23 protein-coding genes, 1 tRNA gene and 1 pseudogene are annotated in these 23,482 nt (G+C 69.9%); 9 read left to right on the top strand and 16 right to left on the bottom strand.

Going from position 1 to position 23,482, the window contains the following annotated elements:
* Nucleotides 1-35: 35 nt before the first annotated feature.
* The 3 genes from FK268_RS13495 to FK268_RS13485 form a co-directional block, all read right to left on the bottom strand.
* Nucleotides 36-620 (bottom strand): YdeI/OmpD-associated family protein, encoded by a 585-nt coding sequence (locus FK268_RS13495; RefSeq protein WP_231707073.1) that lies wholly within the window; start codon nucleotides 618-620, stop codon nucleotides 36-38.
* A 363-nt stretch (nucleotides 621-983) separates the two neighbouring features.
* Nucleotides 984-1,057, bottom strand: a tRNA-Lys gene (locus FK268_RS13490).
* A gap of 30 nt (nucleotides 1,058-1,087) precedes the next feature.
* A complete protein-coding gene (locus FK268_RS13485) occupies nucleotides 1,088-1,504 on the bottom strand; it encodes a VOC family protein (RefSeq protein WP_146434851.1) in 417 nt (138 codons plus the stop codon).
* 110 nt (nucleotides 1,505-1,614) lie between these two features.
* On the opposite strand from FK268_RS13485, the gene FK268_RS25010 reads away from it, so the two are divergent.
* Complete coding sequence (locus FK268_RS25010) at nucleotides 1,615-2,877, top strand: glycosyltransferase (RefSeq protein ID WP_146435828.1); 1,263 nt, start codon at nucleotides 1,615-1,617, stop codon at nucleotides 2,875-2,877.
* A 40-nt stretch (nucleotides 2,878-2,917) separates the two neighbouring features.
* Here FK268_RS25010 and FK268_RS24755 read toward each other — a convergent pair.
* From FK268_RS24755 to FK268_RS13450, 6 genes and pseudogenes are all read right to left on the bottom strand, one after another.
* Nucleotides 2,918-3,388, bottom strand: a pseudogene (locus FK268_RS24755) (TetR family transcriptional regulator); the annotation flags it as partial.
* Complete coding sequence (locus FK268_RS13470) at nucleotides 3,339-4,865, bottom strand: MFS transporter (protein WP_146434848.1); 1,527 nt, start codon at nucleotides 4,863-4,865, stop codon at nucleotides 3,339-3,341. The pseudogene FK268_RS24755 and the gene FK268_RS13470, both read right to left, overlap by 50 nt.
* Before the next feature lie 79 nt (nucleotides 4,866-4,944).
* The gene (locus FK268_RS13465; protein ID WP_146434846.1) at nucleotides 4,945-6,015 is read right to left on the bottom strand and encodes an ABC transporter ATP-binding protein; all 1,071 of its coding nucleotides are present in this window, start codon (nucleotides 6,013-6,015) and stop codon (nucleotides 4,945-4,947) included.
* A 46-nt stretch (nucleotides 6,016-6,061) separates the two neighbouring features.
* Nucleotides 6,062-7,378, bottom strand: coding sequence for an ABC transporter substrate-binding protein (locus tag FK268_RS13460; protein ID WP_146434844.1), 1,317 nt, complete (start codon nucleotides 7,376-7,378; stop codon nucleotides 6,062-6,064).
* A 38-nt stretch (nucleotides 7,379-7,416) separates the two neighbouring features.
* Nucleotides 7,417-8,220, bottom strand: a complete 804-nt coding sequence (locus tag FK268_RS13455; protein WP_166443487.1) for a carbohydrate ABC transporter permease — start codon at nucleotides 8,218-8,220, stop codon at nucleotides 7,417-7,419.
* Between the two features lie 26 nt (nucleotides 8,221-8,246).
* Nucleotides 8,247-9,179, bottom strand: coding sequence for a carbohydrate ABC transporter permease (locus tag FK268_RS13450; protein ID WP_146434840.1), 933 nt, complete (start codon nucleotides 9,177-9,179; stop codon nucleotides 8,247-8,249).
* Nucleotides 9,180-9,371: 192 nt separating this feature from the next.
* Here FK268_RS13450 and FK268_RS13445 point away from each other — a divergent pair, with 192 nt between their 5' ends.
* The 8 genes from FK268_RS13445 (at nucleotide 9,372) to phoU (ending at nucleotide 16,516) form a co-directional block, all read left to right on the top strand.
* Nucleotides 9,372-9,653: a hypothetical protein gene (locus FK268_RS13445; RefSeq protein WP_146434838.1), complete on the top strand. Its 282-nt coding sequence runs from the start codon at nucleotides 9,372-9,374 to the stop codon at nucleotides 9,651-9,653.
* Nucleotides 9,650-10,621: an ABC transporter ATP-binding protein gene (locus tag FK268_RS13440; protein WP_146434836.1), complete on the top strand. Its 972-nt coding sequence runs from the start codon at nucleotides 9,650-9,652 to the stop codon at nucleotides 10,619-10,621. Before FK268_RS13445 ends, FK268_RS13440 begins: the two co-directional genes overlap by 4 nt.
* Complete coding sequence (locus FK268_RS13435; RefSeq protein ID WP_146434834.1) at nucleotides 10,618-11,436, top strand: ABC transporter permease; 819 nt, start codon at nucleotides 10,618-10,620, stop codon at nucleotides 11,434-11,436. Before FK268_RS13440 ends, FK268_RS13435 begins: the two co-directional genes overlap by 4 nt.
* The gene (locus FK268_RS13430; RefSeq protein WP_146434832.1) at nucleotides 11,433-12,656 is read left to right on the top strand and encodes a sensor histidine kinase; all 1,224 of its coding nucleotides are present in this window, start codon (nucleotides 11,433-11,435) and stop codon (nucleotides 12,654-12,656) included. The genes FK268_RS13435 and FK268_RS13430 overlap by 4 nt, the downstream gene beginning before the upstream one ends.
* A gap of 23 nt (nucleotides 12,657-12,679) precedes the next feature.
* Nucleotides 12,680-13,291: a response regulator transcription factor gene (locus tag FK268_RS13425; protein ID WP_146435826.1), complete on the top strand. Its 612-nt coding sequence runs from the start codon at nucleotides 12,680-12,682 to the stop codon at nucleotides 13,289-13,291.
* 156 nt (nucleotides 13,292-13,447) lie between these two features.
* On the top strand, nucleotides 13,448-14,434 hold the full coding sequence (locus tag FK268_RS13420) for an acyl-ACP desaturase (protein WP_146434830.1): 987 nt from the start codon (nucleotides 13,448-13,450) through the stop codon (nucleotides 14,432-14,434).
* 154 nt (nucleotides 14,435-14,588) lie between these two features.
* Nucleotides 14,589-15,788 carry a tRNA dihydrouridine synthase DusB gene (gene dusB / locus FK268_RS13415; RefSeq protein ID WP_146434829.1) on the top strand — a complete coding sequence of 400 codons (1,200 nt, stop codon included), beginning with the start codon at nucleotides 14,589-14,591 and terminating at the stop codon, nucleotides 15,786-15,788.
* Nucleotides 15,789-15,853: 65 nt separating this feature from the next.
* On the top strand, nucleotides 15,854-16,516 hold the full coding sequence (phoU, locus tag FK268_RS13410; RefSeq protein ID WP_146434827.1) for a phosphate signaling complex protein PhoU: 663 nt from the start codon (nucleotides 15,854-15,856) through the stop codon (nucleotides 16,514-16,516).
* Between the two features lie 55 nt (nucleotides 16,517-16,571).
* On the opposite strand, the gene FK268_RS13405 is transcribed toward phoU, so the two are convergent.
* The 7 genes from FK268_RS13405 to FK268_RS13375 form a co-directional block, all read right to left on the bottom strand.
* Nucleotides 16,572-17,723 (bottom strand): FHA domain-containing protein, encoded by a 1,152-nt coding sequence (locus FK268_RS13405; protein WP_146434825.1) that lies wholly within the window; start codon nucleotides 17,721-17,723, stop codon nucleotides 16,572-16,574.
* 49 nt (nucleotides 17,724-17,772) lie between these two features.
* Nucleotides 17,773-18,549, bottom strand: coding sequence for a phosphate ABC transporter ATP-binding protein PstB (gene pstB, locus FK268_RS13400; protein ID WP_146434824.1), 777 nt, complete (start codon nucleotides 18,547-18,549; stop codon nucleotides 17,773-17,775).
* A gap of 15 nt (nucleotides 18,550-18,564) precedes the next feature.
* Nucleotides 18,565-19,479 (bottom strand): phosphate ABC transporter permease PstA, encoded by a 915-nt coding sequence (pstA, locus tag FK268_RS13395; protein ID WP_146434822.1) that lies wholly within the window; start codon nucleotides 19,477-19,479, stop codon nucleotides 18,565-18,567.
* Nucleotides 19,476-20,495, bottom strand: coding sequence for a phosphate ABC transporter permease subunit PstC (pstC, locus tag FK268_RS13390; RefSeq protein WP_146434821.1), 1,020 nt, complete (start codon nucleotides 20,493-20,495; stop codon nucleotides 19,476-19,478). The genes pstA and pstC overlap by 4 nt, the downstream gene beginning before the upstream one ends.
* A gap of 111 nt (nucleotides 20,496-20,606) precedes the next feature.
* Nucleotides 20,607-21,692 carry a phosphate ABC transporter substrate-binding protein PstS gene (pstS, locus tag FK268_RS13385; RefSeq protein WP_146435824.1) on the bottom strand — a complete coding sequence of 362 codons (1,086 nt, stop codon included), beginning with the start codon at nucleotides 21,690-21,692 and terminating at the stop codon, nucleotides 20,607-20,609.
* 169 nt (nucleotides 21,693-21,861) lie between these two features.
* Nucleotides 21,862-22,737: a mycothiol synthase gene (gene mshD, locus FK268_RS13380; RefSeq protein ID WP_146434819.1), complete on the bottom strand. Its 876-nt coding sequence runs from the start codon at nucleotides 22,735-22,737 to the stop codon at nucleotides 21,862-21,864.
* A complete protein-coding gene (locus FK268_RS13375) occupies nucleotides 22,737-23,471 on the bottom strand; it encodes a winged helix-turn-helix domain-containing protein (RefSeq protein ID WP_146434817.1) in 735 nt (244 codons plus the stop codon). The genes mshD and FK268_RS13375 overlap by 1 nt, the downstream gene beginning before the upstream one ends.
* Nucleotides 23,472-23,482 lie beyond the last annotated feature (11 nt).

Here is a 23,482-nt window from a genome sequence, read left to right as displayed (position 1 = left end):
GAGTTCTGCGGGCATGGAAGTGTCGCAGTGCGCGTTCACGCGTCCCTGGGTCCGATTCCTGAACCGCCGAGGTCGGCCACAGCCCGCTCGACGAGTTCCGCCCGACGACGTGGCGAGCGCGCCTTGAGCAGCGTCAGGATCACCGCGTAGCGATCGGACCTGCTCATCGCCTCGAACGCCGTGGCGGCGCGCGGGTCACGAGCCAGCGCCGCGACCAGATCCGGTGGGGTCTCGGCGGTGCGCTGGGACTCGTATGCGGCGTCCCACCGGCCGTCCGCCAGCGCGGCGTCGCGTTGCGCGAAACCCGCCGGCCGGACCCGGCCCGCGGCGGCGAGCGCCTCGAACTTCTCGACGTTGATCCTCGACCACGAGCTGGTCCGACGACGCGGCGAATAGCGCTGTAGGAAGGAGTCGGCGTCGTTCGCCTTCCGCTGCCCGTCGATCCACCCGAAGCACAGCGCACCGTCGAGCGCGTCCGCGATCGAGAGGCCCGGCACCGACGAGTTGCGCTTACCGATCCGCAGCCACGCCTCCGTGGCGTCCGCGTGATTGCTCTCGAGCCAGGACTCCCACTCGTCGACGGTGACGAACTCCAGAATGTCGGCGGCACTGCTCAGCACGCAGTCACCAGCTGAACCGCTCGGGGTGGCTCTGGGCCTCCGCCCGGAGTTTGTCGAGATCGGCCGCGAACAGTTTCGTGTTCCCGCACTGGAGACAAACGACTGCCGTCAGCATCGACGTCGGATTCGCCCACGCCATCCGCCCATTCGGATTCATTCCAGCGCCCATCACGGTGAGATTCCCGACCTGGGTGCCGCGGCACAGCTCGCAGCGGGGCAGGGAGGGCGGACGGTTCATCGGCTGCACACCGCCACCAATACCACAGCGGACAATGCCGGCCGGCGCGTTCCAGGTGTGAGGCGTTCCTCGTACATCGGCGGGCTTGTATCCAACCGCCAGCACGGGCGCACCGGGAGAATTTGTACCCCCCGTGGGACTCGAACCCACAACCAATGGATTAAAAGTCCACTGCTCTGACCAATTGAGCTAGGGGGGCGCCGCGGAGAAGGATATCAGCGGCCCACCGCTACGCGCCCGCGGCGTTGACCATCCAGTGGATGCCGAACTTGTCGACGCACATGCCGAAGGTGTCACCCCAGGGCGCCTGGACGAACGGGACGGTGACGGAGCCGCTGGCGGACAGCTTCTCCCACCACCCGGTGAGCTTCGCCAGGTCGTCACCGGACAAGGAGATGGAGACGTCGTCACCGACGTTCCGCGGCATCCCCTTCGGCGTATCGGCGCACATGAGGGAGAAGCCGTCCGGCGTGGAGAGGTAGCCGTGCATCACCTTGGTGGCGTCGGCGGGATCGGAGAGCATCTCGGGCGGCATACCCTCGAAGGTGGAGATCTCGAGCTCACCACCGAAGACGTCGCGGTAGAACTCGAGCGCCTCGCGGGCGTTGTCGGAGAAGCTGATGTAGGGGTTCAGGCGTACGGTCATGCCTGTAGATTCTGCTCCTGTCGACCGACAAGTTCATACAGTTCGTCCAGCGGATTCCGCCCGTTCACCCCCACGACCGTCCCCGCGGGCAGCCTGGCGGCATGCAGCCGATGCACATCGTCCAGCTGGCGAACTTCTACGGGCCCCGATCGGGCGGCCTGCGGACCGCCGTCGACCAGCTCGGCGCGGGGTACGTCGCCCACGGGCACGCCGTCACCCTCGTCGTGGCGGGCCGCGAGCACGCCGACGAGGTGCTCGACTCCGGCGTCCGCCGGATCACGGTCCCGGGTCGCAAGTTCTTCAAGGTGGAGGGCTACCGCGCCGCCAGTCCCGTCCTCGTCCGTCGGTTGCTGCCCCGCCTCGGCGCCGACAGCCTCGAGGTCTCCGACCGTCTCACCCTCCGCGGAATGGGCCCGTGGGCCAAGGCGCACGGCATCGGCTCGATCATGATCAGCCACGAGCGCCTCGACCGGATGATCGAGTTGGGGGCACCGCCGCGCGTCGCGACCTGGGCCGCCGACGTCGCGAACCTCGGCACCGCGCGCAGCTACGACACCGTCGTCTGCACCACGGCCTTCGCCGGCGAGGAGTTCGCGCGCGTGCAGGCGCCCAACGTCGAGACCGTCCCGCTCGGCGTCGACCTCGCGACCTTCCGCCCGGATCGGGCCACGCCGCAGGCTCGGGAGCGATGGTCGGACGGTGCGGACGTCCTCCTCGTGCAGTCCTGCCGACTGTCGATGGAGAAGCACCCGGCCCGCGGGATCGAGGTCGTCCGCGCACTCGTCGCCGACGGTGTCCGTGCGCGCCTGGTCATCGCGGGCGACGGGGCGATGGCCGACGAACTGCGCAGGCAGGCAGCGGGACTGCCCGTCGCCTTCACCGGACACCTCGCGGACCGCGACGCGCTCGCCGACCTCCTGGCGTCCGCGGACGTCGCGATCTGCCCGGGCCCGCACGAGACCTTCGGCCTCAGCGCGATGGAGGCGCTCGCCTCCGGCACGCCGATCGTGGTGTCGCGCAACTCCGCCCTCGCCGCCGTCGCGCGTGGGGACTGCGGACTGCCCGCTGCCGACACCGGAACGGCGTTCGCGGCTGCGGTGCGCACGGTCCTCGACCGCGGCGACCGCAGCGAGGTGGCACGGGCCTGCGCCGAGGAGTACACGTGGGACCGCGCGGTGCGGACGATGCTCAGCCTGCACCGGTCGACGGCGGATCGTCGACGGTTCCTGCGAGAGCGTCCCGCAGCGCACCCCATCGCCCTGCCTCCGCGTTCGCGCCGATCGGCAGGCCCGCTTCGAACAGATCCGCCACTGCCCGCATCGAATCCGGCACCACGCCGATCATCGTCGGATCGTCGCGAGCGAGCGCGCTGATCGCGCCCACCACGGCGCCGACGGCGGCGCGCACCGCCAGCCGATCGACGGGTCCCGTGGCCTGCTCGACGATCGCGTCCTCCATCGCGACCATCGTGGCCTCGAGGTCGCGCGCCTGCGCGGCACGCAGTGACGGTGACGAATACAGCAGCCTGCCGCGCTCCATCTCCGTCTCCTGCGCGTCGCGGTCGAGCGATTCGAACTGGTCCGCACCGCCGCGCAGGATCTGGGCGGGCAGGTTCTTCGACGGGTCGATCGGGGGGACGTTGGCGAGCAGGATCGCGTCGTAGTCGTCCTCCAGGATCAGCGCCTCCTTCGTGGCGAAGTACCGGAAGAACGTGGCCTGGGAGACCTCGGCGGCGTCGGCGATCTGGGCGACCGTCGTCTCGTCGAAGCCCTGCTTCCGGAACAGCTCGTAGGCCGCCCTGCGCAGCTCGGTCCGGGTCTTGAGCTTCTTGCGCTCACGCAGGCCGAGCTGCTGCGGCACCGCGCTCCGCCTCGTCTCGCTCATCCCCCGATTCTGCCGGAATCATCCGGCACAGCGCCAACACCACGACGGACAGCGCCACCCCGACGACGGCGGCGACGGCGAGTCCGTGGCCGTACGCGGCCAGTACGCCGTCCACGGCGCCGGGATCGAGCGTCCGTACGGCCGGCACTCCCACGACGGGGTTCTCCCGCGCCAGGCGCTCCAGGCCCTCGGGCAGACCGACGGTGGCCAGTCGCGCGCCGTACGCGGCGGTCACGACGGAACCGAAGACGGCCACGCCCAGTGCCGAGGAGATCTGCCGGATCGACTGCATCAGCGCAGATCCCGCGCCGGCGTCGTCCGCATCGAGGTCGCCCATCGCCATCGACATCACGAGCGGCATGACCCCGCCGAGGCCGAGACCCAGGAGCACCGTCGTCACCGAGTACACCCAGAACGGCCCCTCGGGGCGGAGGGCCTCGATCGCGAACGTCACGGCGAGCAGACCGATCGAGACAGCGGCCACCGCACGGCGACCGAACCGCCGCACCAGGGCCGGTCCACCGCGCGCGCCCACCAGGATGCCCGCGATCACCGGCAGCAGCCGTGCACCGATGCCCAGCGAATCCGCCTGGAACAGAACCGAGAACACCTGCGAGAGCTGGAACACCGAGCTGGCGAGCAGCAGCATGGTGGCCGAGGCGAGGACCGTTCCGGCGAGAAAGCCGGGCCGGCGCAGCAGGGTGAGCCGCACGAGCGGCCGCGCCGCGGTCAGCTCCCGCCACACGAACAGCGCAAGGCCGACGATCGCGATCGCGAGCAGCCCGAGGAACCGCGCCGAGGTCCACCCGTGCTGTCCCGCTTCGGTGAATGCCCAGACCAGCGCGCCGAAACCGACGACGCACGTGATAATTCCGGGGATGTCGAGGCCGGCGGGGTTCTCCGCCTTCGACTCCGGGATCATCCGCCACACCGCGACTGCGGCCACCGCGGCGATCGGCACGTTGATCAGGAACACCGACCCCCACCAGAAGTGCTGCAGCATGACTCCGCCCAGGATCGGCCCGAGCGGCATACCGGCGGCGGACGACGCCATCCACACGCCCATCGCCTTCTCCCGCTCCCGCTTGTCCGGAAACAGCGTCGGCAGGACTCCCATCGAGAGCGGCATCGCCGCGGCGGCGCACACACCGAGCAGCACCCGCCCGGCCACCAGCAGCTCCGTCGATCCCGCGAACGCGCACAGGGCGGATGCCGCGCCGAAGCCCAGCAGCGCGCCGCTGAGCACCCGAACCCGGCCGACCCGGTCTCCCAGGGCACCCATCGGGATCATCAGCGCGCCGAGCGCCAGCGGATACGACGTGGTGATCCACTGCAGCGACGTCGTCGATGCACCGAGCTCACGGGCGAGCGAGGGCAACGCCACGGTGAGGACCATGGTGTCCAGTCCGATCACGAGCATCGCCAACGCGAGGACCGTCAGCGCGGTCCACGGCGACCGCTTCCGAATCTCCGGCATGGCACGACCTCCAGATTGAGAGTTTCTCTAATTTGAGAGTGACTCTCATAATCTGGATTGTCAAGGCCTCGGCGCCGGATCAGCGCAGCCGGTCGCCCGTCTCCGCGTGGAAGAACAGGGCGTGCTCCGCCGCCGGAACCAGGCCGGTCTCCTCGCCGGCCCGGAGCGTCGACGCGCGGTCGGCACGGGCCACCACGGGCTTGTCCTGCCCGGCGACGTTCACGTAGACCAACGCCTCGGCGCCCAACTCCTCCACCAGCGCGACGGTGCCCTTGGCCGCGCCCGGCGTACCGGCGGGGACGACCTCGAGGCCTTCGGGCCGCAGGCCGACGGTCACCGTCGCCCCCGATTCGACGGTGCGCGGCACCGGGACCACTGCGCCGCCGAGATCGGCGCCCGCCTCGGAGCGGGGCACCGTCAGCAGGTTCATACCGGGCGATCCCAGGAAGCCCGCGACGAAGGTGTTGACCGGATCGTCGTACAGCTCGCGCGGCGGCGCGACCTGCTGCAGCAGACCGTCTTTGAGGACCGCGACCCGATCCCCCATGGTCATGGCCTCGACCTGGTCGTGTGTCACGTACAGAGTGGTGACACCGAGCCGGCGTTGCAGCGCGGAGATCTGCGAGCGGGTCGAGACGCGCAGCCGCGCATCGAGGTTCGACAGCGGCTCGTCCATCGCGAAGACCTTGGGGTGCCGCACGATCGCGCGGCCCATGGCGACGCGCTGCCGCTGCCCGCCGGACAGGCGCGCGGGCTTGCGGTCGAGCAGCGGCTCCAGCTCGAGCATGGCGGCGGCCTCCGCCACCTGCTTCGCCGTGTCCTCCTTGGAGACACCGGCGTTGCGCAGCGCGAAGCCCATGTTCTGCGCCACCGTCATGTTCGGGTAGAGCGCGTAGTTCTGGAAGACCATGGCCACGTCGCGCTTCTTCGGCGAGACCGCCGTGACGTCGACGTCGTCGATGAGGATCCGGCCGTCGGTGACGGCCTCGAGCCCCGCCAACGCCCGCAGGCTGGTGGACTTGCCGCAGCCCGACGGGCCGACCAGCACCACGAACTCGCCGTCGGCGATGTCCAGGTCGAGCGAGCTGACCGAGGGCCGCTCGGCGCCCGGGTACTGGACGGACGCACCGTCGAAACGCACCGTTGCCATGGTCTTCCTGTCACTCCTAGTTCGTACGAAACCGCTCGTGCCGGACTTACTTCGGCAGCTTGGGCTTGATCTGCGAATCGATCTTGCCCTGGATGGTCTTCTGCAGCGCGCCGAGGATGGCGGCGGCGTCGCCGCCGGTCGCGATCTGCTGCAGGGCCTTACCGATGTCCTCACCGCCGCCCGGCACGAAGACGCGGGCGTTGTCCTGGCTGCGGGTCAGCGGCAGCTGCTTGACGGCGGTGCCGAAGTTCGGGTTCTTCTCGATGAAGGCCTTCATCGAGGGCTCGTCGACGGCGGCCTTGCGCACCGGCATGTAGCCCGTGGCCTGCGAGAACTTCGAGGTGTTCGCGGTGTTCGTCAGGAACTCGATGAACTTGACGGCCGCCGCCTTGCGCTCGGCCGAAATCCCCTCGGCCACCGCGACGCCCGCGCCGCCGGTGGGGCAGGACTTGCCGGCCGGGCCGGGCAGGAAGGCCGTACCGAGCTCGAACTTGGCGGTGGTGGTGATGGTCTTGAGCGAGCCCGTGGACTGCACTGTGGCCGCTGCCAGGCCGGCGCCGAAGTCGTTCTCCGGAGTCGTCACCACACGCCCCCACTTGCCGATCACGTCCTTGAGCTGGTTTGCCGCCGCGATCGTCTCCGGCGTGGTGAACTTCAGGTCCCAGCCGTCGGAGTAGGCCCCGCCCTTGGACCAGTTCCAGCCCTCGAAGGCCCAGTCGATGTAGTTCTCGCCGTCGGCGATCACGAGGGCCTTCTTGTCGCCGCCGATGGCCTCCTGGATGCGGGGCGCCCACTGCGCGAACTCGTCCCAGTCCTTCGGGCCGCGATCCTCGAGGCCGGCCTTCTTCCAGACGTCCTTGTTGTAGTAGAAGAGCGGCGTCGACCGGGCGAACGGAACGGCGTAGTGCTTGCCGTCGAACTTCGTATCGGCCAGCAGCGAGTCGACGTACTCCTCGGGCTTGAGCCCGGCGCCGGCGAACAGGTCGTCGAGCGGGGCGATCTGCTTGTTCAGCGCGAAGTTGAACCAGGTGACATCGGAGACCACCACGATGTCCGGCTTCTCTCCACCGGAGAGCGAGGTCTGGAACTTCTGCGCCACCTGCTCGTAGTTCTTGCCACCGTCGAGCAGCTCCACCTTGATGCCGGCATTGGCCTTCTCGAAGGCGGAGATCAGTTCCTGCTCGGTGGCCTTCGAGCTGCCCGGGTGGTTGGTGAGGAAGCGCAGCGTGATGTCGCCGCCGCCCCCGCCGCTCCCCGAGTTCGACGAGCCGCCGCCCGAACCCGAGCCCGCGCACGCCGCCGCCACCGCCGCGGTCGCCGCGAGCCCCGTGACGAGGAATCCGCGCCGTGTGAAGTCGCCCATGAGTTTCTCCCTTGGTGTTTCTTCTGTGGTGGTCCCGGTCAGCCCTTGACGGCGCCGGAGGTCAGGCCCTTGATCATCTGCCGCTGCAGGATCAGGAAGACGACGAGCATCGGCAGTGCGGTGAGCAGGGTGGCCGCCATGACGGGCCCCCAGTTCACCCCCTGCTCGGTGTTCTGGAGCAGGGTGAGTCCGACGGGCAGCGGCGCGACGGCGGCGTTGTCCGACATGAGGAACGGCCAGAGGTACTCGTTCCACTCGTTCACCAGGGTGATGACCGCGAAGGCCACCATCGTCGGGATCGAGACGGGCAGGATCACCCGGAACAGCAGACGCAGGTGGCCGGCCCCGTCCATGCGCGCCGCCTCCACGATCTCCTTGGGCAGCGAGAGGAAGTGGTTACGCATGAGGAAGGTGCCGAAGGCCACGCCCGCGAGCGGCAGGATGATGCCGACGAAGGTGTTGCGGTAGTCCGCCATCAGCGCGTAGTTCGAGATCACCGTGATCTGGTTGGGCACCATGAGCGCCGCGATCACCACGAGGAAGAGCAGCTTCTTGAACGGGAAACGCAGGAAGACCAGCGCGTACGCGGTGCTCACGCCCAGCACGAACTTGATGGATCCGGTGACCAGGGTGATGATCGCCGAGTTCCGCAGGTACTGCCAGTACGGGATCTCCTGCGTCACGTAGCTGTAGTTCTTCGGGTACCAGGTGGGCGGCCACCAGGTGGCGGGCGAGACGAAGATGTCGGGCCGGTCCTTGAAGGAGGTGATGACGATGAAGTACACCGGCACCGCGACCAGCAGCAGCGTGAGTGCCATGCCCGCGTACCCGAGCACCTTCATTCCGGTGCTGCCCGTGGGCGATCCGCTCACTTGTCGTCCCCCCGGTCCATCATGCGCACCTGTACCACGGTCACGATCAGCAGCACGAGGAACATGATCGTCGCGATGGTCGCGCCGTAGCCCGCCCGCTGGTTCCGGAAGGTCTGCCAGTAGATGTCGAAGACCATCGTCGTTGTTCCGGCCGACGGGCCACCCGCGGGGAACATGATGTTGATGATGTCGAAGACCTGGAGACTGTTGAGCAGCACGGTGATCGACAGGAAGTAGGTGGCCGGGCGCAGCTGCGGCAGCGTGACCCGCCAGAACTTGCGCCAGGCCGGCGTGCCGTCGATCGCGGCCGCCTCGTCGAGGTCCTTGTTCAGGCCCTGCAGCGCGGCGAGGTAGATGACGAAGGTGTAGCCCAGGTTCTTCCAGATGTAGGTGAAGGTCACCAGGAACAGCGCCCAGCCCGGATTCTGGTAGAAGTCCGGGCTCTCGATGCCGAACCAGGACAGGATCGACGCCACCGCGCCGAACTGCGGGTTGAAGACGAAGTAGAAGGCGGCGCCGATGGCCGCGCCGGAGATCACGAAGGGCGCGAAGACGGCGGAGCGGACCAGGTTGCGGCCCTTGAGGTTCTGGTCCAGAAGCATCGCGAGCGCCAGGCCCAGCACCATGGAGAAGACCACCGCGCTCACCGTGAAGATCAGGGTGACGGTGACGACCTGCCAGCTCTCCGCCTTGCTGAAGAACTCGCGGTAGTTGTCCAGGCCGATCCACTTCGCCGGCTCCACGCTGGCGAGCGACCACTCCTGGAAGCTCAGGCGCACGTTGTCGATCAGCGGGCGGTAGGTGAAGACGGCCAGCAGCACCAGGTTCGGCACCACGAACAACAGGAACAGCAGGTTGTCCTTGGGCACCAGGTTGGCGGCCAGCCCCGTCTTGGGTGATGGCTCCACCCGTTCGGTCGTGGCGGTCACTGCCGTAGCGTGCTGCACTTTCCCGTCGGGCGGACGAAAACCGGGAAAAGATTCGGTAACGAATTCATGATCGCACGGGGTCCGCTCGCCCGACGGACATGACAGATGTCATCGGGATTCGATGACAACCTGCGGGAATCCCCTGACAGCGGGCACTACTGGATGCTCCGGATCGCGGCGAGGCTTGATCTCATGAACGCCAACGACCTCCACAGCATCCACCGCCCCGAGCATCCACCGGCAGCACCGTCGAACGGCGGGCTGCACGATCTCCTCGTCGACTCGTGCCGGCTCGGCCCCGCACCGACCCGGGCCCGCGAGGGCGCCGTGATCATCGCGACCGTCGTCCTCATCGCGCTCGTCGTGGTCCTGCTGCAGCCCCCGCTGGTGCTCGCCGCGATCGTCACCGGCGCCGTCGCGCTGCACCTCGCGGTGCGCTGGGTGCTCGGCACGCGGAAGTGGGACCGTCGATGAACGCCCGCGCCGAACACTCCACCGGCCCCGTCATCAGCGCCACCGGCCTGCGCCGGACCTACGGCACCGGCGCGAGCGCCTACGAGGCCGTCCGCGGCATCGACCTCGACATCCGCGCCGGCGAGGTCTTCGCCCTGCTCGGCACGAACGGCGCCGGCAAGACCTCCACCCTCGACCTGCTCGAGGGACTCGCCGTCCCCAGCGCGGGCGAGCTCGCCGTCTTCGGTCTCGACCCCCATGCGGACCGGCGCCGCGTGCGCCCGCTCTGCGGCATCATGCTGCAGTCCGGCGGCCTGCCCGCCGAACTGACCGTCCGCGAGACGCTCGAGATGTGGCGCGGCACCTGCAGCAATCCGACCACCGCGGACGCGGTCCTCGAGCGGGTCCGGCTCACCGACCGGGGCGACGTGCGCGTCCGCGCGCTGTCCGGCGGCGAGCAGCGCCGCCTCGACCTCGCGTGCGCGCTGATCGGACAGCCCCGGCTGCTGTTCCTCGACGAGCCGACCACCGGCCTCGACCCGGAGAGCCGGCACGCCACCTGGAAGCTCCTCGCCGAGCTCAAGAGCGACGGCGTCACGATGGTGCTCACGACCCACTACCTCGACGAGGCGGAGGCGCTCGCCGACCGCATCGCGATCATGCACCGCGGCACGATCGCCCGGCTGGGCACGCTCCGCGAGATCGTCGAGGGCCACCCGGCGGAGGTCGTGCTCGACGATCCCGCCGTGCCCCTGCCCGCCGTGAGCGGGGACTGGAGCACCGGGGCCGGCGGTGCCGGCCGCGTCACCCTGCGCACCTTCCGGCTGCAGCAGGACCTGCACGCCCTCCTCGGCTGGGCGGCCGACCGCGATCTCGCACTCACGGGACTGTCCGCTCGTCATCCCTCCCTCGAATCGGTCTTCCTCGCGCTGGCGGACGACGCCGGCGTCGAGCGACCCGCCTCCCCCACGATCGGAGCCCCCGCATGACCACCACCACCCGGCCGGACGGCGTCGGCTACGGCCGCCATCCGCTGCGCGCCCTGGCGCACGCCGAGTACCTCCAGTTCCGGAGGAACAAGACGCTGCTGTTCATGGGCACCGTCTTCCCCGTCGGCATGCCTCTGTTGCTGTTCTTCGTCGCCCGCGGCGACCAGCCACCGAAGCCCCTGGGCGTGGCGATCACGCTCGAGACCTTCGCACTGCTGGCGCTGCTGATGGTGCAGTACTACTCGGTGCTGTCGATGGTCACGACCCGCCGCTCGGAGGGAGTGCTCAAGCGGCTCCGCACCGGCGAGTCCTCGGACCTGCAGATCCTGACCGCACCCGCGGTACCCGGCACCGCGCTGACCCTGCTGGGCGCGGTGATCGTGTGCGGCGCCGTCTACGGGGCCGGTGGACCGCTGCCCGTGAACGGCGTGCTGATGATCGTCGCGCTGCTCGCCGGACTGGTGATCTTCACGCTGCTCGCGCTGGCCACGAGCGCGATGACGAAGAACGCGGAGGCCGCCCAGATCACGTCGATGCCGGTCATGGTGGTGTCGATGGTGGGCATGGCCGGCATCCGGCAGATCCTCCCGGACAGGCTCGGCCTCATGGCCGACTGGACGCCCTTCGCCGCGGTCTCCGACCTGATCCGGCTGGGTCAGACGGGCCTCGCGCCCGGCGCGCCCGACGATGCCGCGCCGCTCGGTTTCGCCGCCACCTTCGGCGAGACCGGTCGTCCGCTTGCGACACTGGCGGTATGGACCGTGATCGCTCTCCTTCTCGCCCAGCGGTGGTTCCGCTGGGACGATCGGGGATGACGGCCGGCGCCACGCCCTCCGCGGAGTCACAGGAAGCGACGGCACCCCGGTCGCGCGTGGTCCCGCGTCCCGTGCGAGCCGCGCAGGACTGGTGGCACGAGACGTCGAGCGCCGACAGGTTCCGCCTGTACACCCGCCTCGTCCTCCAAGTGGTGATGATCGGTTTCGTCATCATGATGGCCACCTCGGGGAAGGGCACCTGGCCGGTCGTGGCGATCGTGGTGGCGGGCCTCGCAGCGATCGCGGGCATCGAGGCCCAGCCCGACCTCGCCATCCGCGCGACCGACCGGCAGCGCCGGATCGCCTGGCGATTCGCCATCGCCGGGCTGTCGGCCGTGTGGCTGGGCGCGATCGTCGTCGTCCAGCTCGCTCCACGCCTGGGCCTCGCCCTCGACGACGGCCGGGTCGTGTGCACCGTCGCCTACGCGATGGCGGCGTGTGCGGTCCTCCCCTTCTTCCGGCACCGCTGGGCCCTCCTCGCCGTCGCCGCTGCGGCGACCACGCTGCTGCTGCGCCCGACACAGGCACCGGCCTTCTTCGCACTGCTCCTCGCGATCGGCGTCGTCCTCATGTGGACGTCGCGGACCACCGTCTGGAGCCTGCAGATCCTCACCGAGCTGGAGGACGGCAAGCGCGTCGCCGCCGAGTTGCAGGTCGCGGAGGAGCGGCTGCGCTTCTCCCGCGACCTGCACGACGTGGTGGGCCGCGCCTTCTCCGCCATCGCGGTCAAGAGCGAGCTCGCCGCGACCCTCGCCAGGGCAGGCGCCGTGGACCGCGCGGCCGGCGAGATGGACGAGGTGAAGACCCTCGCCGTCGCGTCCATGGAGGACGCGCGCTCCCTGGTTCGCGGCTACCGCGGCATCGACCTCGGCACCGAGGTCGCCGGCGCCCGCTCATTGCTCTCCGCCGCGGGCTGCGAGCTGCGCGTGATCGGCGAGCCCGCGTCGATCCCGCCCGCCTTCCACGAGGCGGCCGCGTGGGTGGTCCGCGAGGGGACCACCAACATCGTCAAACACTCCACGGCGACGCAGGCGGTGCTGACACTGGCATCGTCGGGCCTGGTCCTGCGCAACGACGGTGCGCCCCTCCCGTCCGGGGACGACGGCGCACCGTCGGGCATCGACGGGCTGCGGGGCAGGCTCCGCGCGGTGGGCGCGGACGTGGTGGGCACTCGCGACGGCGACGACTTCACCCTGACCGCGACCTGGGAGGCGCCGTGACCGGCACACCGGCGATCGAGGTGATGATCGCGGACGACGAGCACATGATCCGCGCGGCCGTCGCGGCGCTGCTCGACCTGGAACCGGACATCACCGTCGCGGCGCAGGCCGCGTCGGGCACCGAACTGATCGCGCTGTGGGAGCACCGCGCCGCGGACGGGCTCGCACCTCCGGTGGCGGTCATCGACCTGCAGATGCCCGGCCCCGACGGCATCGACACCGCGGCGGAACTGCTGCGCCGCACGCCCGGCGCCGCGACGCTCATCGTGACCAGCCACGGTCGCCCCGGCTACCTCAAGCGCGCGCTGGCCACGGGCGTCCGCGGCTTCCTCCCGAAGACGGCGCCCGCGGCCACGCTGGCCCAGGTCATCCGCACCGTCCACGGCGGCGGCCGGTACGTCGACCCCGAGCTCGCGGCGGAGGCGATCAGCGCCGGCGACTCACCGCTCACCGCCCGCGAGGCCGACGTGCTGGAGTTCGCCGTCGACGGTTCCTCCGTCGAGGAGATAGCGAGGCGCGCGCACCTGAGCGCGGGCACCACGCGCAACTACCTCTCGTCGGCCATGGCGAAGCTGGGGACGGCCAACCGGTACGAGGCGGCGGTACGAGCACGGGAACTCGGATGGATCCTGTGACCCCCGTCTCGGTGTAACGTACCCACGTCCCGCGCCGATGCACTGGGCGCGTCCCCTACCCGAAAGCGTCACTTTCCGCTGGGGACGTTGAGTACAACGACCGGAGTGCGTAGACTTTCGGGATAATCTGGAACTGATCCAAACGTCGAAAGAGGAATGATGTCGACCCGCCAACTGACCCAGCTGGAGCTTCTGAAGGAGCTCTCCGGTGTCGCCGAGGACAACGTCAACCGCCATCTCTCGATGACGAAGGACTGGAACCCGCACGACTACATCCCCTGGTCGGACGGCAAGAACTTCGCCGCTCTCGGCGGGTCGGACTACGACCCCGAGGAGAGCCAGCTCGACGACGTGGCCAAGGCCGCGATGATCACCAACCTCCTCACGGAGGACAACCTCCCCACGTACCACCGGGAGATCGCCGCGAACTTCTCCATGGACGACGCCTGGGGCCACTGGGTCGGCCGCTGGACGTCGGAGGAGAACCGCCACGGCATCGCGATGCGCGACTACCTCGTGGTCACCCGCGGTGTGGACCCGGTGAAGCTCGAGCAGGCCCGCATGATCCACATGACCAACGGCTGGGATCCGCAGGGCAAGGTGGCCCAGCACACCGAGCAGAAGATGACGATGCTCCACTCGGTGGCGTACGTGACCTTCCAGGAGCTCGCCACCCGCGTGAGCCACCGCAACACCGGCAAGGTCTGCCAGGACCCGATCGCCGACAAGATGCTCCAGCGCATCGCGGCCGATGAAAACCTGCACATGATCTTCTACCGCAACATCTCGGCGGCCGGCCTCGACCTGGTCCCGGACCAGGCGATCCGCTCGATCACCGACACCATCAAGCACTTCGAGATGCCCGGCGCCGGCATGCCCGACTTCCGTCGCAACGGCGTGCTCATGGCCAAGCACGGCATCTACGACCTGCGCCAGCACAAGGACGAGGTGGTCATGCCCGTCCTGCGCAAGTGGAAGATCTTCGAGCGCGAGGACTTCGGCCCCGAGGGCGAGCGCACCCGCGAGGAGCTCGCGGCCTTCCTCGACGAGCTCGAGGCCGCGGCCGTGAAGTTCGAGGAGATGCGCGACCGCTCGCTGGCCCGCGAGGCCGCGAAGCGCGAGAAGGCCGGCCTGGCCGTCTAGCACCCGACGCACCGGAACCCGTCGAGCCTCCCGGAGGCCCGGCGGGTTCTCTCGTTCCCGCCCCGCGCGCCACGCTCGTTTGCGATGGCCCGCCGGGGTCGGCGATCATGGACGGGACGGGGCGACCCGTCGACCGACGCACTGGAGAGACCTGATGACCACAGCCACCACCGCGCCCAAGCTGCGCATCGGCCGGTTCGAGCTCGACTCGCCCGTCGTGCTCGCGCCGATGGCCGGCGTGACGAACGTGGCCTTCCGCAGCCTGTGCCGCGAGCTGGAGCGCGCACGGACGGGCACCGTCGCCGGGCTGTACGTGTGCGAGATGGTCACGGCGCGCGCCCTCGTCGAGCGGCACCCCGTCACCATGCACATGACGACCTTCGCGCCCGACGAGGACCCGCGCAGCCTGCAGTTGTACACCGTCGACGCGAAGTGGACGTACGAGGCGGCGCGGATGGTCGCCGAGGAGGGCCTCGCCGATCACCTCGACATGAACTTCGGCTGCCCCGTCCCCAAGGTCACCCGCCGCGGCGGCGGCTCCGCCCTGCCGTACAAGCGGAACCTGTTCGCGAGCATCGTCGACGCGGCCGTGCGCGGCATCGCCGACGGCTCCCCGGCGGGCTCCCCCGAGATCCCCGTGACCGTGAAGTTCCGGGTCGGCATCGACGACGAGCACCACACCCATCTCGACGCCGGCCGGATCGCCGCCGAGCAGGGCGCCGTCGCCGTCGCCCTGCACGCCCGCACCGCCGCGCAGCGCTACTCCGGCCAGGCCGACTGGGACGAGATCACCCGGCTCAAGGACCACGTGCACCACCACTTCGGCGACACCGTGCCGGTGCTCGGCAACGGCGACATCTTCGCCGCGGAGGACGCCGTGACCATGATGGAGCGCACCGGCTGCGACGGCGTCGTCGTCGGGCGCGGCTGCTTGGGCCGCCCGTGGCTGTTCTCCGAGCTCTCGGCCGCGATCAACCGCACCCCGATGCCGATCCCGCCGAACCTCGGCGAGGTCACCGAGATCATGTACCGGCACGGCGAACTGCTCGCGGCGCACCACGGCGAGGACAAGGGCATGCGGGAGATCCGCAAGCACGTCGCCTGGTACCTGCGCGGCTTCCCCGCGGGCGGCGAGCTGCGCACGCGCCTGGCCACCGTCAAGACCCTCGCCGACCTGCGCGCGCTGCTCGACACCCTGGACCCCGCCGTGCCCTTCCCCAAGGACGCCGAGGGCCCGCGCGGACGCCAGGGCACCCCCGGCAAGGTGGTCCTCCCCGAGGGATGGCTCGACGATCCGTGGGAGTCGGACGCCGCGGCGATGCCGGGCGCCGAGGAGGAGACGAGCGGCGGTTAACCGTCGTTCACCCGGCGTTCATGCAACGCAACGGCCACGTATGAAAAGCCCGATACACTGGGCACATGCGTAATGCGTACATCCAGCAGATGGCTGCTTTCAACGACATCCTCGGCGACATCTGCGACAAGTCGGGCATCGCCATGGAGAAGGCGACCAACTCGCTGCTCCAGGCGGACCTCGCCCTCGCCGAAGAGGTCATCACCGAGCACGACGAGATCGTCCGGCTGAGCCGCCGCGCCGAGGAGGAGGCCTTCTCCCTGCTCGCACTGCAGGCGCCCGTCGCCAGCGACCTGCGCGTCGTGGTCTCGGGCTTCCAGATCGTCGCCGATGTCGACCGGATGGGCGCGCTCGCACTGCACGTCGCGAAGGTCACCCGCCGCCGCTTCCCGAACAAGACCCTCCCCGAGGAGGTCAACGGCTACTTCGCTGAGATGGGCCGTCTCGCCGTCGAGCTCGCCAACTCCGCCCGCGAGGTGCTGGTCACCCAGGATCCGAAGCAGGCCGCGGAGATCGAGGAGCAGGACGATGCGATGGACGACCTGCACCGCCACCTGTTCACCGTGCTGATGGACCGGGAGTGGAAGCACGGGGTGGCCGCCGCTGTCGACGTGACCCTGCTGGGCCGCTACTACGAGCGCTTCGCCGACCACGCCGTGGAGATCGGCCGCCGCGTGATCTTCCAGGCCACGGGCAGCGCCGAGCCCACCGCGGACGTCTCCAAGTAGTTCCGGCGCACCGTCACGGCCGTCCCCTCGGGGGCGGCCGTCGCGCTGTCCGGGGTCAGGCGCCGACGCCGTCCTGCAGCTGCAGGATCCGGCCGCCCAGGTGGATGTCCGAGCCGACGCCGAGCGGCACGGGCTGCCCCGGCGGCAGGCGCAGGGGCTGCGCGGCGCCGGGCGGGCGCACCCACGTGCCGTTCGCCGAGCCCACGTCGACCGCGAGCACCTGCCAGCCGTCGATCCTGATCTCCAGGTGGGCGCGCGAGAGCGCACCCGTGCGATCCGGCAGGACGACGGGGGCGAGGCGCCCCGCACCGTCGAACGAACGTCCCGCGCGCTGCGCGACGAACGCGGCCGGGTCCCGTCCGATCACCATGTCGGCCTCGACGACGAAGGCCGTGCCGTCGTCGGCGACGAGCAGTCCCAGCGGCGGCCGCGGGCCTGTCTCGAGCCGGGCCCGCCGGTCGACGAGCGCGCCGCAGCGCGTGCAGTACGCGGCGGCGGGCGCGTTGAGGTGGCCGAAGGCGCAGCGCCGGCCCTCGACCATCGGCCCCGCGGCGACGGCGGCGTTCACCTCCCCGACCTCCACGTCGTACTCGGTGGCCGCGAACAGCGGACTCACCCCGGTCGGCTCCTCGTTGGTGGGGGCGTCCGCCGGGAAGACGTCCGTCGCGATGTCGGCCTCGTCCTCGGGCCGCAGCGAATCGTCCGACCAGAGCACTGCGCCGCCGCCCGGGACCGCACCCCGCAGCAGGTGCAGGGCGGTGGGCCCGCACACGGGTCCGGGCGGGGGCGGCGGCCCGACGGTGACCGTCACCACCGCGCCCGCGGGCAGGGGCGCGATGCGCTCGACGAAGTCGGCGTCGGCGTGCAGCACGTGATCCGGCGCGGCGGCGGATGCGGAGGAGAAGATCGCGACCGAGAGCATCCGCTCCTCGGGCAGGCCGGCCGCACCGCGCAGCAGAGCGCGGACCGAGCCGTCCGCGGCCTCGACCACGGCGAAGGACGGGCCGCCGCGGCCGCGCAGGACCGCGGCGAGGTCACCGTCGACGTCGAGGGCGGAGGCGAGTTCGGTCGCCTCCGCCGGCGCGCCGAGCGCCGGCGCATCGACGACGAGCACCGCCCCGCGCACCCGCGCCACGACGCGGTCCCCCGGCAGCACCGTGCTGTACCGCGCGCCGGTGGCCGGTGCGTCCTGGGTCTGCGATGTCACAGGTCCAGAGTATCGCTGACGTCCGACACCCAGTAATGCCTGTGACGCGTCAGCCGAAGCGGCCCGAGATGTAGTCCTCCGTGGCCCGCTCGTCCGGGTTGGAGAACATCTTCTCCGTCGGGTTGATCTCGATCAGCCGGCCCGGCTTGCCGGTGGCCTCGAGGTTGAAGAAGGCGGTCTGGTCGGAGACGCGCGCCGCCTGCTGCATGTTGTGCGTGACGATGACGATCGTGTACTTCTGCTTGAGCTCGCCGATCAGGTCCTCGATCGCCAGCGTCGAGATCGGGTCGAGCGCCGAGCAGGGCTCGTCCATGAGCAGCACGTCGGGGCTGACGGCGATGGCGCGGGCGATGCACAGACGCTGCTGCTGACCGCCCGAAAGGCCGCCGCCGGGCTTGTTCAGCCGGTCCTTGACCTCGCCCCACAGGTTGGCGCCGCGCAGCGACTGCTCGGCCACCTCGTCGAGCTTGGCCTTGCTGCGGATGCCCTGCAGCTTGAGCCCGGCAACGACGTTGTCCCGGATCGACATGGTGGGGAACGGGTTGGGCCGCTGGAAGACCATGCCGATGGTCTTGCGGACGCCCACCGGGTCGACGCCGGCGCCGTAGATGTCGGCACCGTCGAGCGTGATGTGCCCGTCCACGCGGGCGCCGGGCGTCACCTCGTGCATGCGGTTGATCGACCGGAGCACGGTCGACTTGCCACAGCCGGACGGGCCGATGAAGGCCGTCACGGAGTTCGGCGGCACCGTCAGCGAGACGTCCTGCACCGCGTGGAAGGCGCCGTAGTAGATGTTCAGGTCCTTGATGTCCAGGCGCTTCGCCATGTCAGATCTCCTAGGTCACTTCGTCTTGGGGGCGAGCAGCCGGGACATGAGAGCGGCGAGGCCGCTCGCGATGCCCACGAGGATCACCAGGGTGAGGGCGGCGCCCCACGCCCGGTACTCGCCGACGGCGCCGGGGTTGTTGCGGTACTGGTCGTAGATGAACAGCGGCAGCGACGACATGTTGCCGTTGAAGAGGTCGTAGTTCATCCGGTCGCTGATGCCCACGAGGAGCAGCACGGGCGCGGTCTCGCCGACCACGCGGGCGATGGCGAGGAAGACGCCGGAGACCATGCCCGACGCCGCGGTCGGGAGCACGATCCGCACGATCGTCTTCCACTTGGGGACGCCCAGCGCGTAGGAGGCCTCCCGCAGCTCGTTCGGCACGAGTTTGAGCATCTCCTCGGTGGAGCGCACCACGACGGGGACCATGAGCAGGATCAGCGCGAGGCTCACCGCGAACGCGGACTGCGGCATGCCGAACGTCGTGATCCACACGCCGAAGATGAACAGCGTGGCGACGATCGACGGGATGCCGGCGAGCACGTCGACCATGAAGGTGGTGATCCGGCCCAACCGGGTGCCCTCGGCGTACTCGACGAGGTAGATGCCCACCATGACGCCGATCGGCACGGAAAAGAGCGCCGCGACGCCGGCCTGCACCAGGGTGCCGTACAGGGCGTGGCGGATACCACCGGAGTAGGAGTCGGGGGCCACGCGGACCATCGACTTGGTCCACCACTCGGGGTCGAGGATCGCGGGCAGGCCGTTGGCGATCACCATGTAGAGCAGCGAGACCAGCGGCGCGAGGGCCAGCAGGAAGCAGGCGCCGAAGAGGATCGCGGCGGCGTTGTTCTTGATCCGGCGCACGGTGGACGTGCGGTGGAAGACGGTGCCGCTCTTGGCGACGTCGTCGAGCTCGGTGGCGGTCATCCGTTCACCCGTCCCCCGCCGATCCAGCGGGCGATCGCGTTCACCACGAAGGTGAGCAGGAACAGCACGAGGCCGGCGGCGATGTAGGCGCCGCGCTGGTCGACGTTGTCGAACTCAGCGGCGGCGGAGGCGATCTTCGAAGCGAAGGTGTAGCCGCTGTCGAACAGCGACCAGATGGAGGTCTTGGTGGCGGCGAACAGGATGATGAGCACCGCGATGGTCTCGCCGAGTGCGCGGCCGAGGGCCAGCATCGAGCCGGCGACGATGCCGGAGCGGCCGTACGGGAAGACCGTGAGGCGGATGACCTCCCACTTGGTGGCACCGAGGGCCAGCGCGGCCTCCTGATGCGCGACGGGGGTCTGCCGCAGCGATTCGCGCGTGATCGACGTGATGATCGGCAGGATCATGATCGCGAGCACGATGCCGGCGGTGAACACCGTCGAGCCCAGCGAGAGCTCCACGTTGCCCGTCTTGAAGAGGAAGAACCAGCCCAGGTTCTCGTTGAGCCACTTCTGCAGCGGCACCAGGAAGGGGGCCAGCACGAAGATGCCCCACAGGCCGTAGATGATCGACGGGACGGCCGCGAGTAGGTCGATGACGGCACTCAGCGGCCGCGAGAGGCGCTGCGGCACGTACTGCACGAGGAAGGTCGCGATGCCCACCGCGACCGGCACGGCGAGGATCAGCGCCATCACCGAGGACAGGACCGTGATCTTCAGCAGTTCGAGGATGCCGAACCGCATGTTCGACGGGTTCGTCTGCCACTCGGAGCTGGTGAGGAAGTTGACGTTGTTCTTGGTGAGAGCCGGGACCGCCTGCACCACGAGCTGCAGGAAGATCAGCGCGATCACCACGACCAGGAGGATTCCCGAGGCGTAGCTGGCCCACTTGAAGATCTTCTCCATGCGGTCGCCACCGTGGGCGAAGGTCGTGCGGCCGGAGCCGCTGTCCGTGGCCGCGGCGGTCGCCGTGCCGTCGGCACCGGCGTCGCGGTCCGTTGAATCCTCAGTCGCCATGTTTCCCCGTTGATCGGCCACGAATGGGTCGTCCTTCCGGCTGGGCCGGACGTCGTGCGAGTGCCATTGTGCCCGGCTCCCGCACGACGCCCGGTACGAGCGCTCGAGTTCTTACTGGATGGAGTCGATCGAGGCGTTCAGCGTGGTGCGGAAGGACTCGGGGATCGGGGCGTAGCCCTGGTTGGTGAGCTGGTCCTGCGCCTGCTTGCTGGCCGCGACCTTGAGGAAGGTCTTCAGGCCCTTGCCGATCTCGGCGTCCGAGTACTTCGAGCAGACGATCTCGTAGGTCGCGAGCACGATCGGGTAGGCGCCGGTCGCCGACGGCTTGTAGAAGCCCTCGGTGTCGATGACGAGGTCCTTGCTGCCCGGGGTCTTGAACTTGGCCGACTCGATGGTCTTGGCGACCGACTCGCTCGAGAGCTTCACGGCCTCGGGGCCGGCCGACGTGATGATGTTCGCGACCTGCAGCTTCTGCGCCTTGGCGAAGCTCCACTCGGCGTAGGTGATGGTGCCCTCGGCCTTGTTCACGGTCGCGGCGACCGCGGCGTTGCCGCTGGCGCCCTGGCCGGTGCCGCCCTTGAAGGCCTTGCCCTTCTTGTCGGCGGACCACTCGGCCGGCGCGGCCGAGCCGAGGTACTTCTGGAAGTTCTCGGTGGTGCCCGACTCGTCGGAGCGGAAGACGACGGTGATCGGCGTGGAGGGCAGGGTCTTGCCCGGGTTCTCAGCGGCGATCTCCGGGGCGTTCCACTCCTTGATCACGCCGGTGAAGATCTTCGCCAGCGTCGGGGCCGACAGGTTGAGCTCGAGCCCGCCCAGCTTGTAGGCGACCGCGATCGGGCCGAAGACGAGGGGCAGGTTCAGGGCGGGGGCGCCGCACTTCTCCTCGGCCTTCTTCGCCTGGTCGGCGTTCAGCGGCGAGTCGGAGCCGCCGAAGTTGGTCAGGCCCGAGGTGAACTCGGTGATGCCCTGACCCGAGCCGTTGCCGCTGTAGTCGACGTTCGCGCCGGAGCAGTCCTGGGCGAAGGTGTTCTTGAAGACGGTCATGGCGTTGGCCTGCGCCGTCGAGCCGCTGCCCTTGAGCTGCAGCTTGCCGTCGCACTGGACGCCCGAGCCGCCACCGGCGGCCGAGCTGCCCGCCGCGCCGCCGGACTCCTCGCCGCCGCAGGCGGTCAGGGTCAGGGACAGAGCGGCCGCCATGGCGAGGGCGGATACGGATCCACGCTTGAAGTTCACCGAGATTCCTCCGAGTCGAGTCAGGACTGATCACCCCGGCACTGTTGCGGGTGTCGCCCTGAACATAGGGAGGCCGGGTGTCGGATTCGGGTGCCCCGGGTGAACGGAGGGGAAACTCACCCGGGCGGGTGGATTACCGTGACGCGTACGCCACGTGTCTTTCGTTCTCCTCAAAACCCAATCGGCTGTACGTGCGGAGCGCGGCGACGTTGTCGCCCTCCACGTACAGCTCCACCTCCGCGAGCCCACGACCAGCCAGGTAATCCAGTCCGACGGCGGTCAGCAGTCGCCCGAGGCCGCGCCCCTGCCCCTCCGGGGAGACCGCCACGACGTACACCTCGCCGAGCCCCTCGGCCGGGTCCGCGACCTTGGTCCAGTGGAAGCCCAGCAACCTCCCGGAGTCGTCGACGGCGAGGAACAGTCCGGCCGGATCGAACCAGTCGGCACCCGTCCGCTCGTCGATCTGCTCCCCCGTCCAGCCGCCCTGCTCGGGGTGCCAGGAGAAGGCGGCGTTGTTCACCGCGAGGATCGCGGCGTCGTCCTCGGGCCCCGCGTAGGTCCGCACGGTCACGCCGGGCGGGTTCGACGGTGCCGGGTCCAGCCCGGCGAGGGGCCTGCGCAGGTTGAGCAGGGTGCGCACGGCGGTCAGGCCGAGATCCGCGGCCAGCGCGCGGGCGGCGGGGAGGTCGCCGTGCGCCCACACGGTGCCTCCGGCTCCCATGAGGTCGAGCGCCCCGGTCACGAGGGCGCGGCCCAGGCCCCGTCGGCGCTCCGACGGTGCCACGACCACCTCCGCCGCACCCGGGCCGCCCGCCGGCGGCACGACGACGCCCGCGTAGCCGGCCACGGCGCCGTCCGCGCCGTGCGCGAGGAGGTGCGGGCCGTCGCCGCGCACGCCGAGCCGGAACTGCTCCGAGAGCGCCCCGATGCCGTCGGCGGCCTCGGCCTCCGCGGCGATGGCCGAGACCGCCGCCGGGTCGCCGATCGGTCCGCGCACCACGTCGACCATCAGGCCTCCTCGAGATCCTCGTCCGTCGGTTCCATGTCCTCGACGGGCCGTTCCCCCTTGCCGCGCACGGGCCGCACCGCCTTGTAGCCCACGTTACGGACCGTGCCGATCATGCCCTCGTGCTCGGCGCCGAGCTTGGCGCGCAGGCGCCGCACGTGCACGTCCACGGTGCGCGTGCCGCCGAAGAAGTCGTAACCCCACACCTCCTGCAGCAGCTGCGCCCGGGTGAACACCCGGCCCACGTTCTGCGCGAGGAACTTCAGCAGCTCGAACTCCTTGTAGGTGAGGTCGAGAGGCTTGCCGCGCAAGCGGGCGGTGTAGGTGCCCTCGTCGATCACGAGCTCGCCGAGGGTCACCTTGTCGGCGACCTCCTCCTCGCCGCCGCTGTCGCGCCGGGCGGCGACGAGTCGCAGGCGGGCGTCGATCTCGGCGGGGCCGATGGTCGGCAGTAGGAAGTCGTCGATGCCCCAGTCGGCGTTCGCCGCGACGAGGCCGCCCTCGGTGAGCACCGCGACGACGGCCGTCCCGCCCCCGCCGGTACTGCCGAGGAGACGGCACAGGCCGCGCGCCGTCACCAGATCGGAGCGGGCGTCCACGAGTGCGACCTCGGCCTGTCCGACCTCGAGGAGGGAGGAGACGTCCGCGGGCAGTGTCCGCACCGAATGCGGGAGGAGCGAGAGCGACGGCAGCACCGTGTCCGGTTCCCGGTCGGATGTGAGCAGGATCAGATCCACATGCCCTCCCG

The organism is Tsukamurella sputi (assembly GCF_007858445.1).
GTDB classification, from domain to species: domain Bacteria; phylum Actinomycetota; class Actinomycetes; order Mycobacteriales; family Mycobacteriaceae; genus Tsukamurella; species Tsukamurella sputi.
This window is presented reverse-complemented; position numbering and strand designations above follow the sequence as displayed.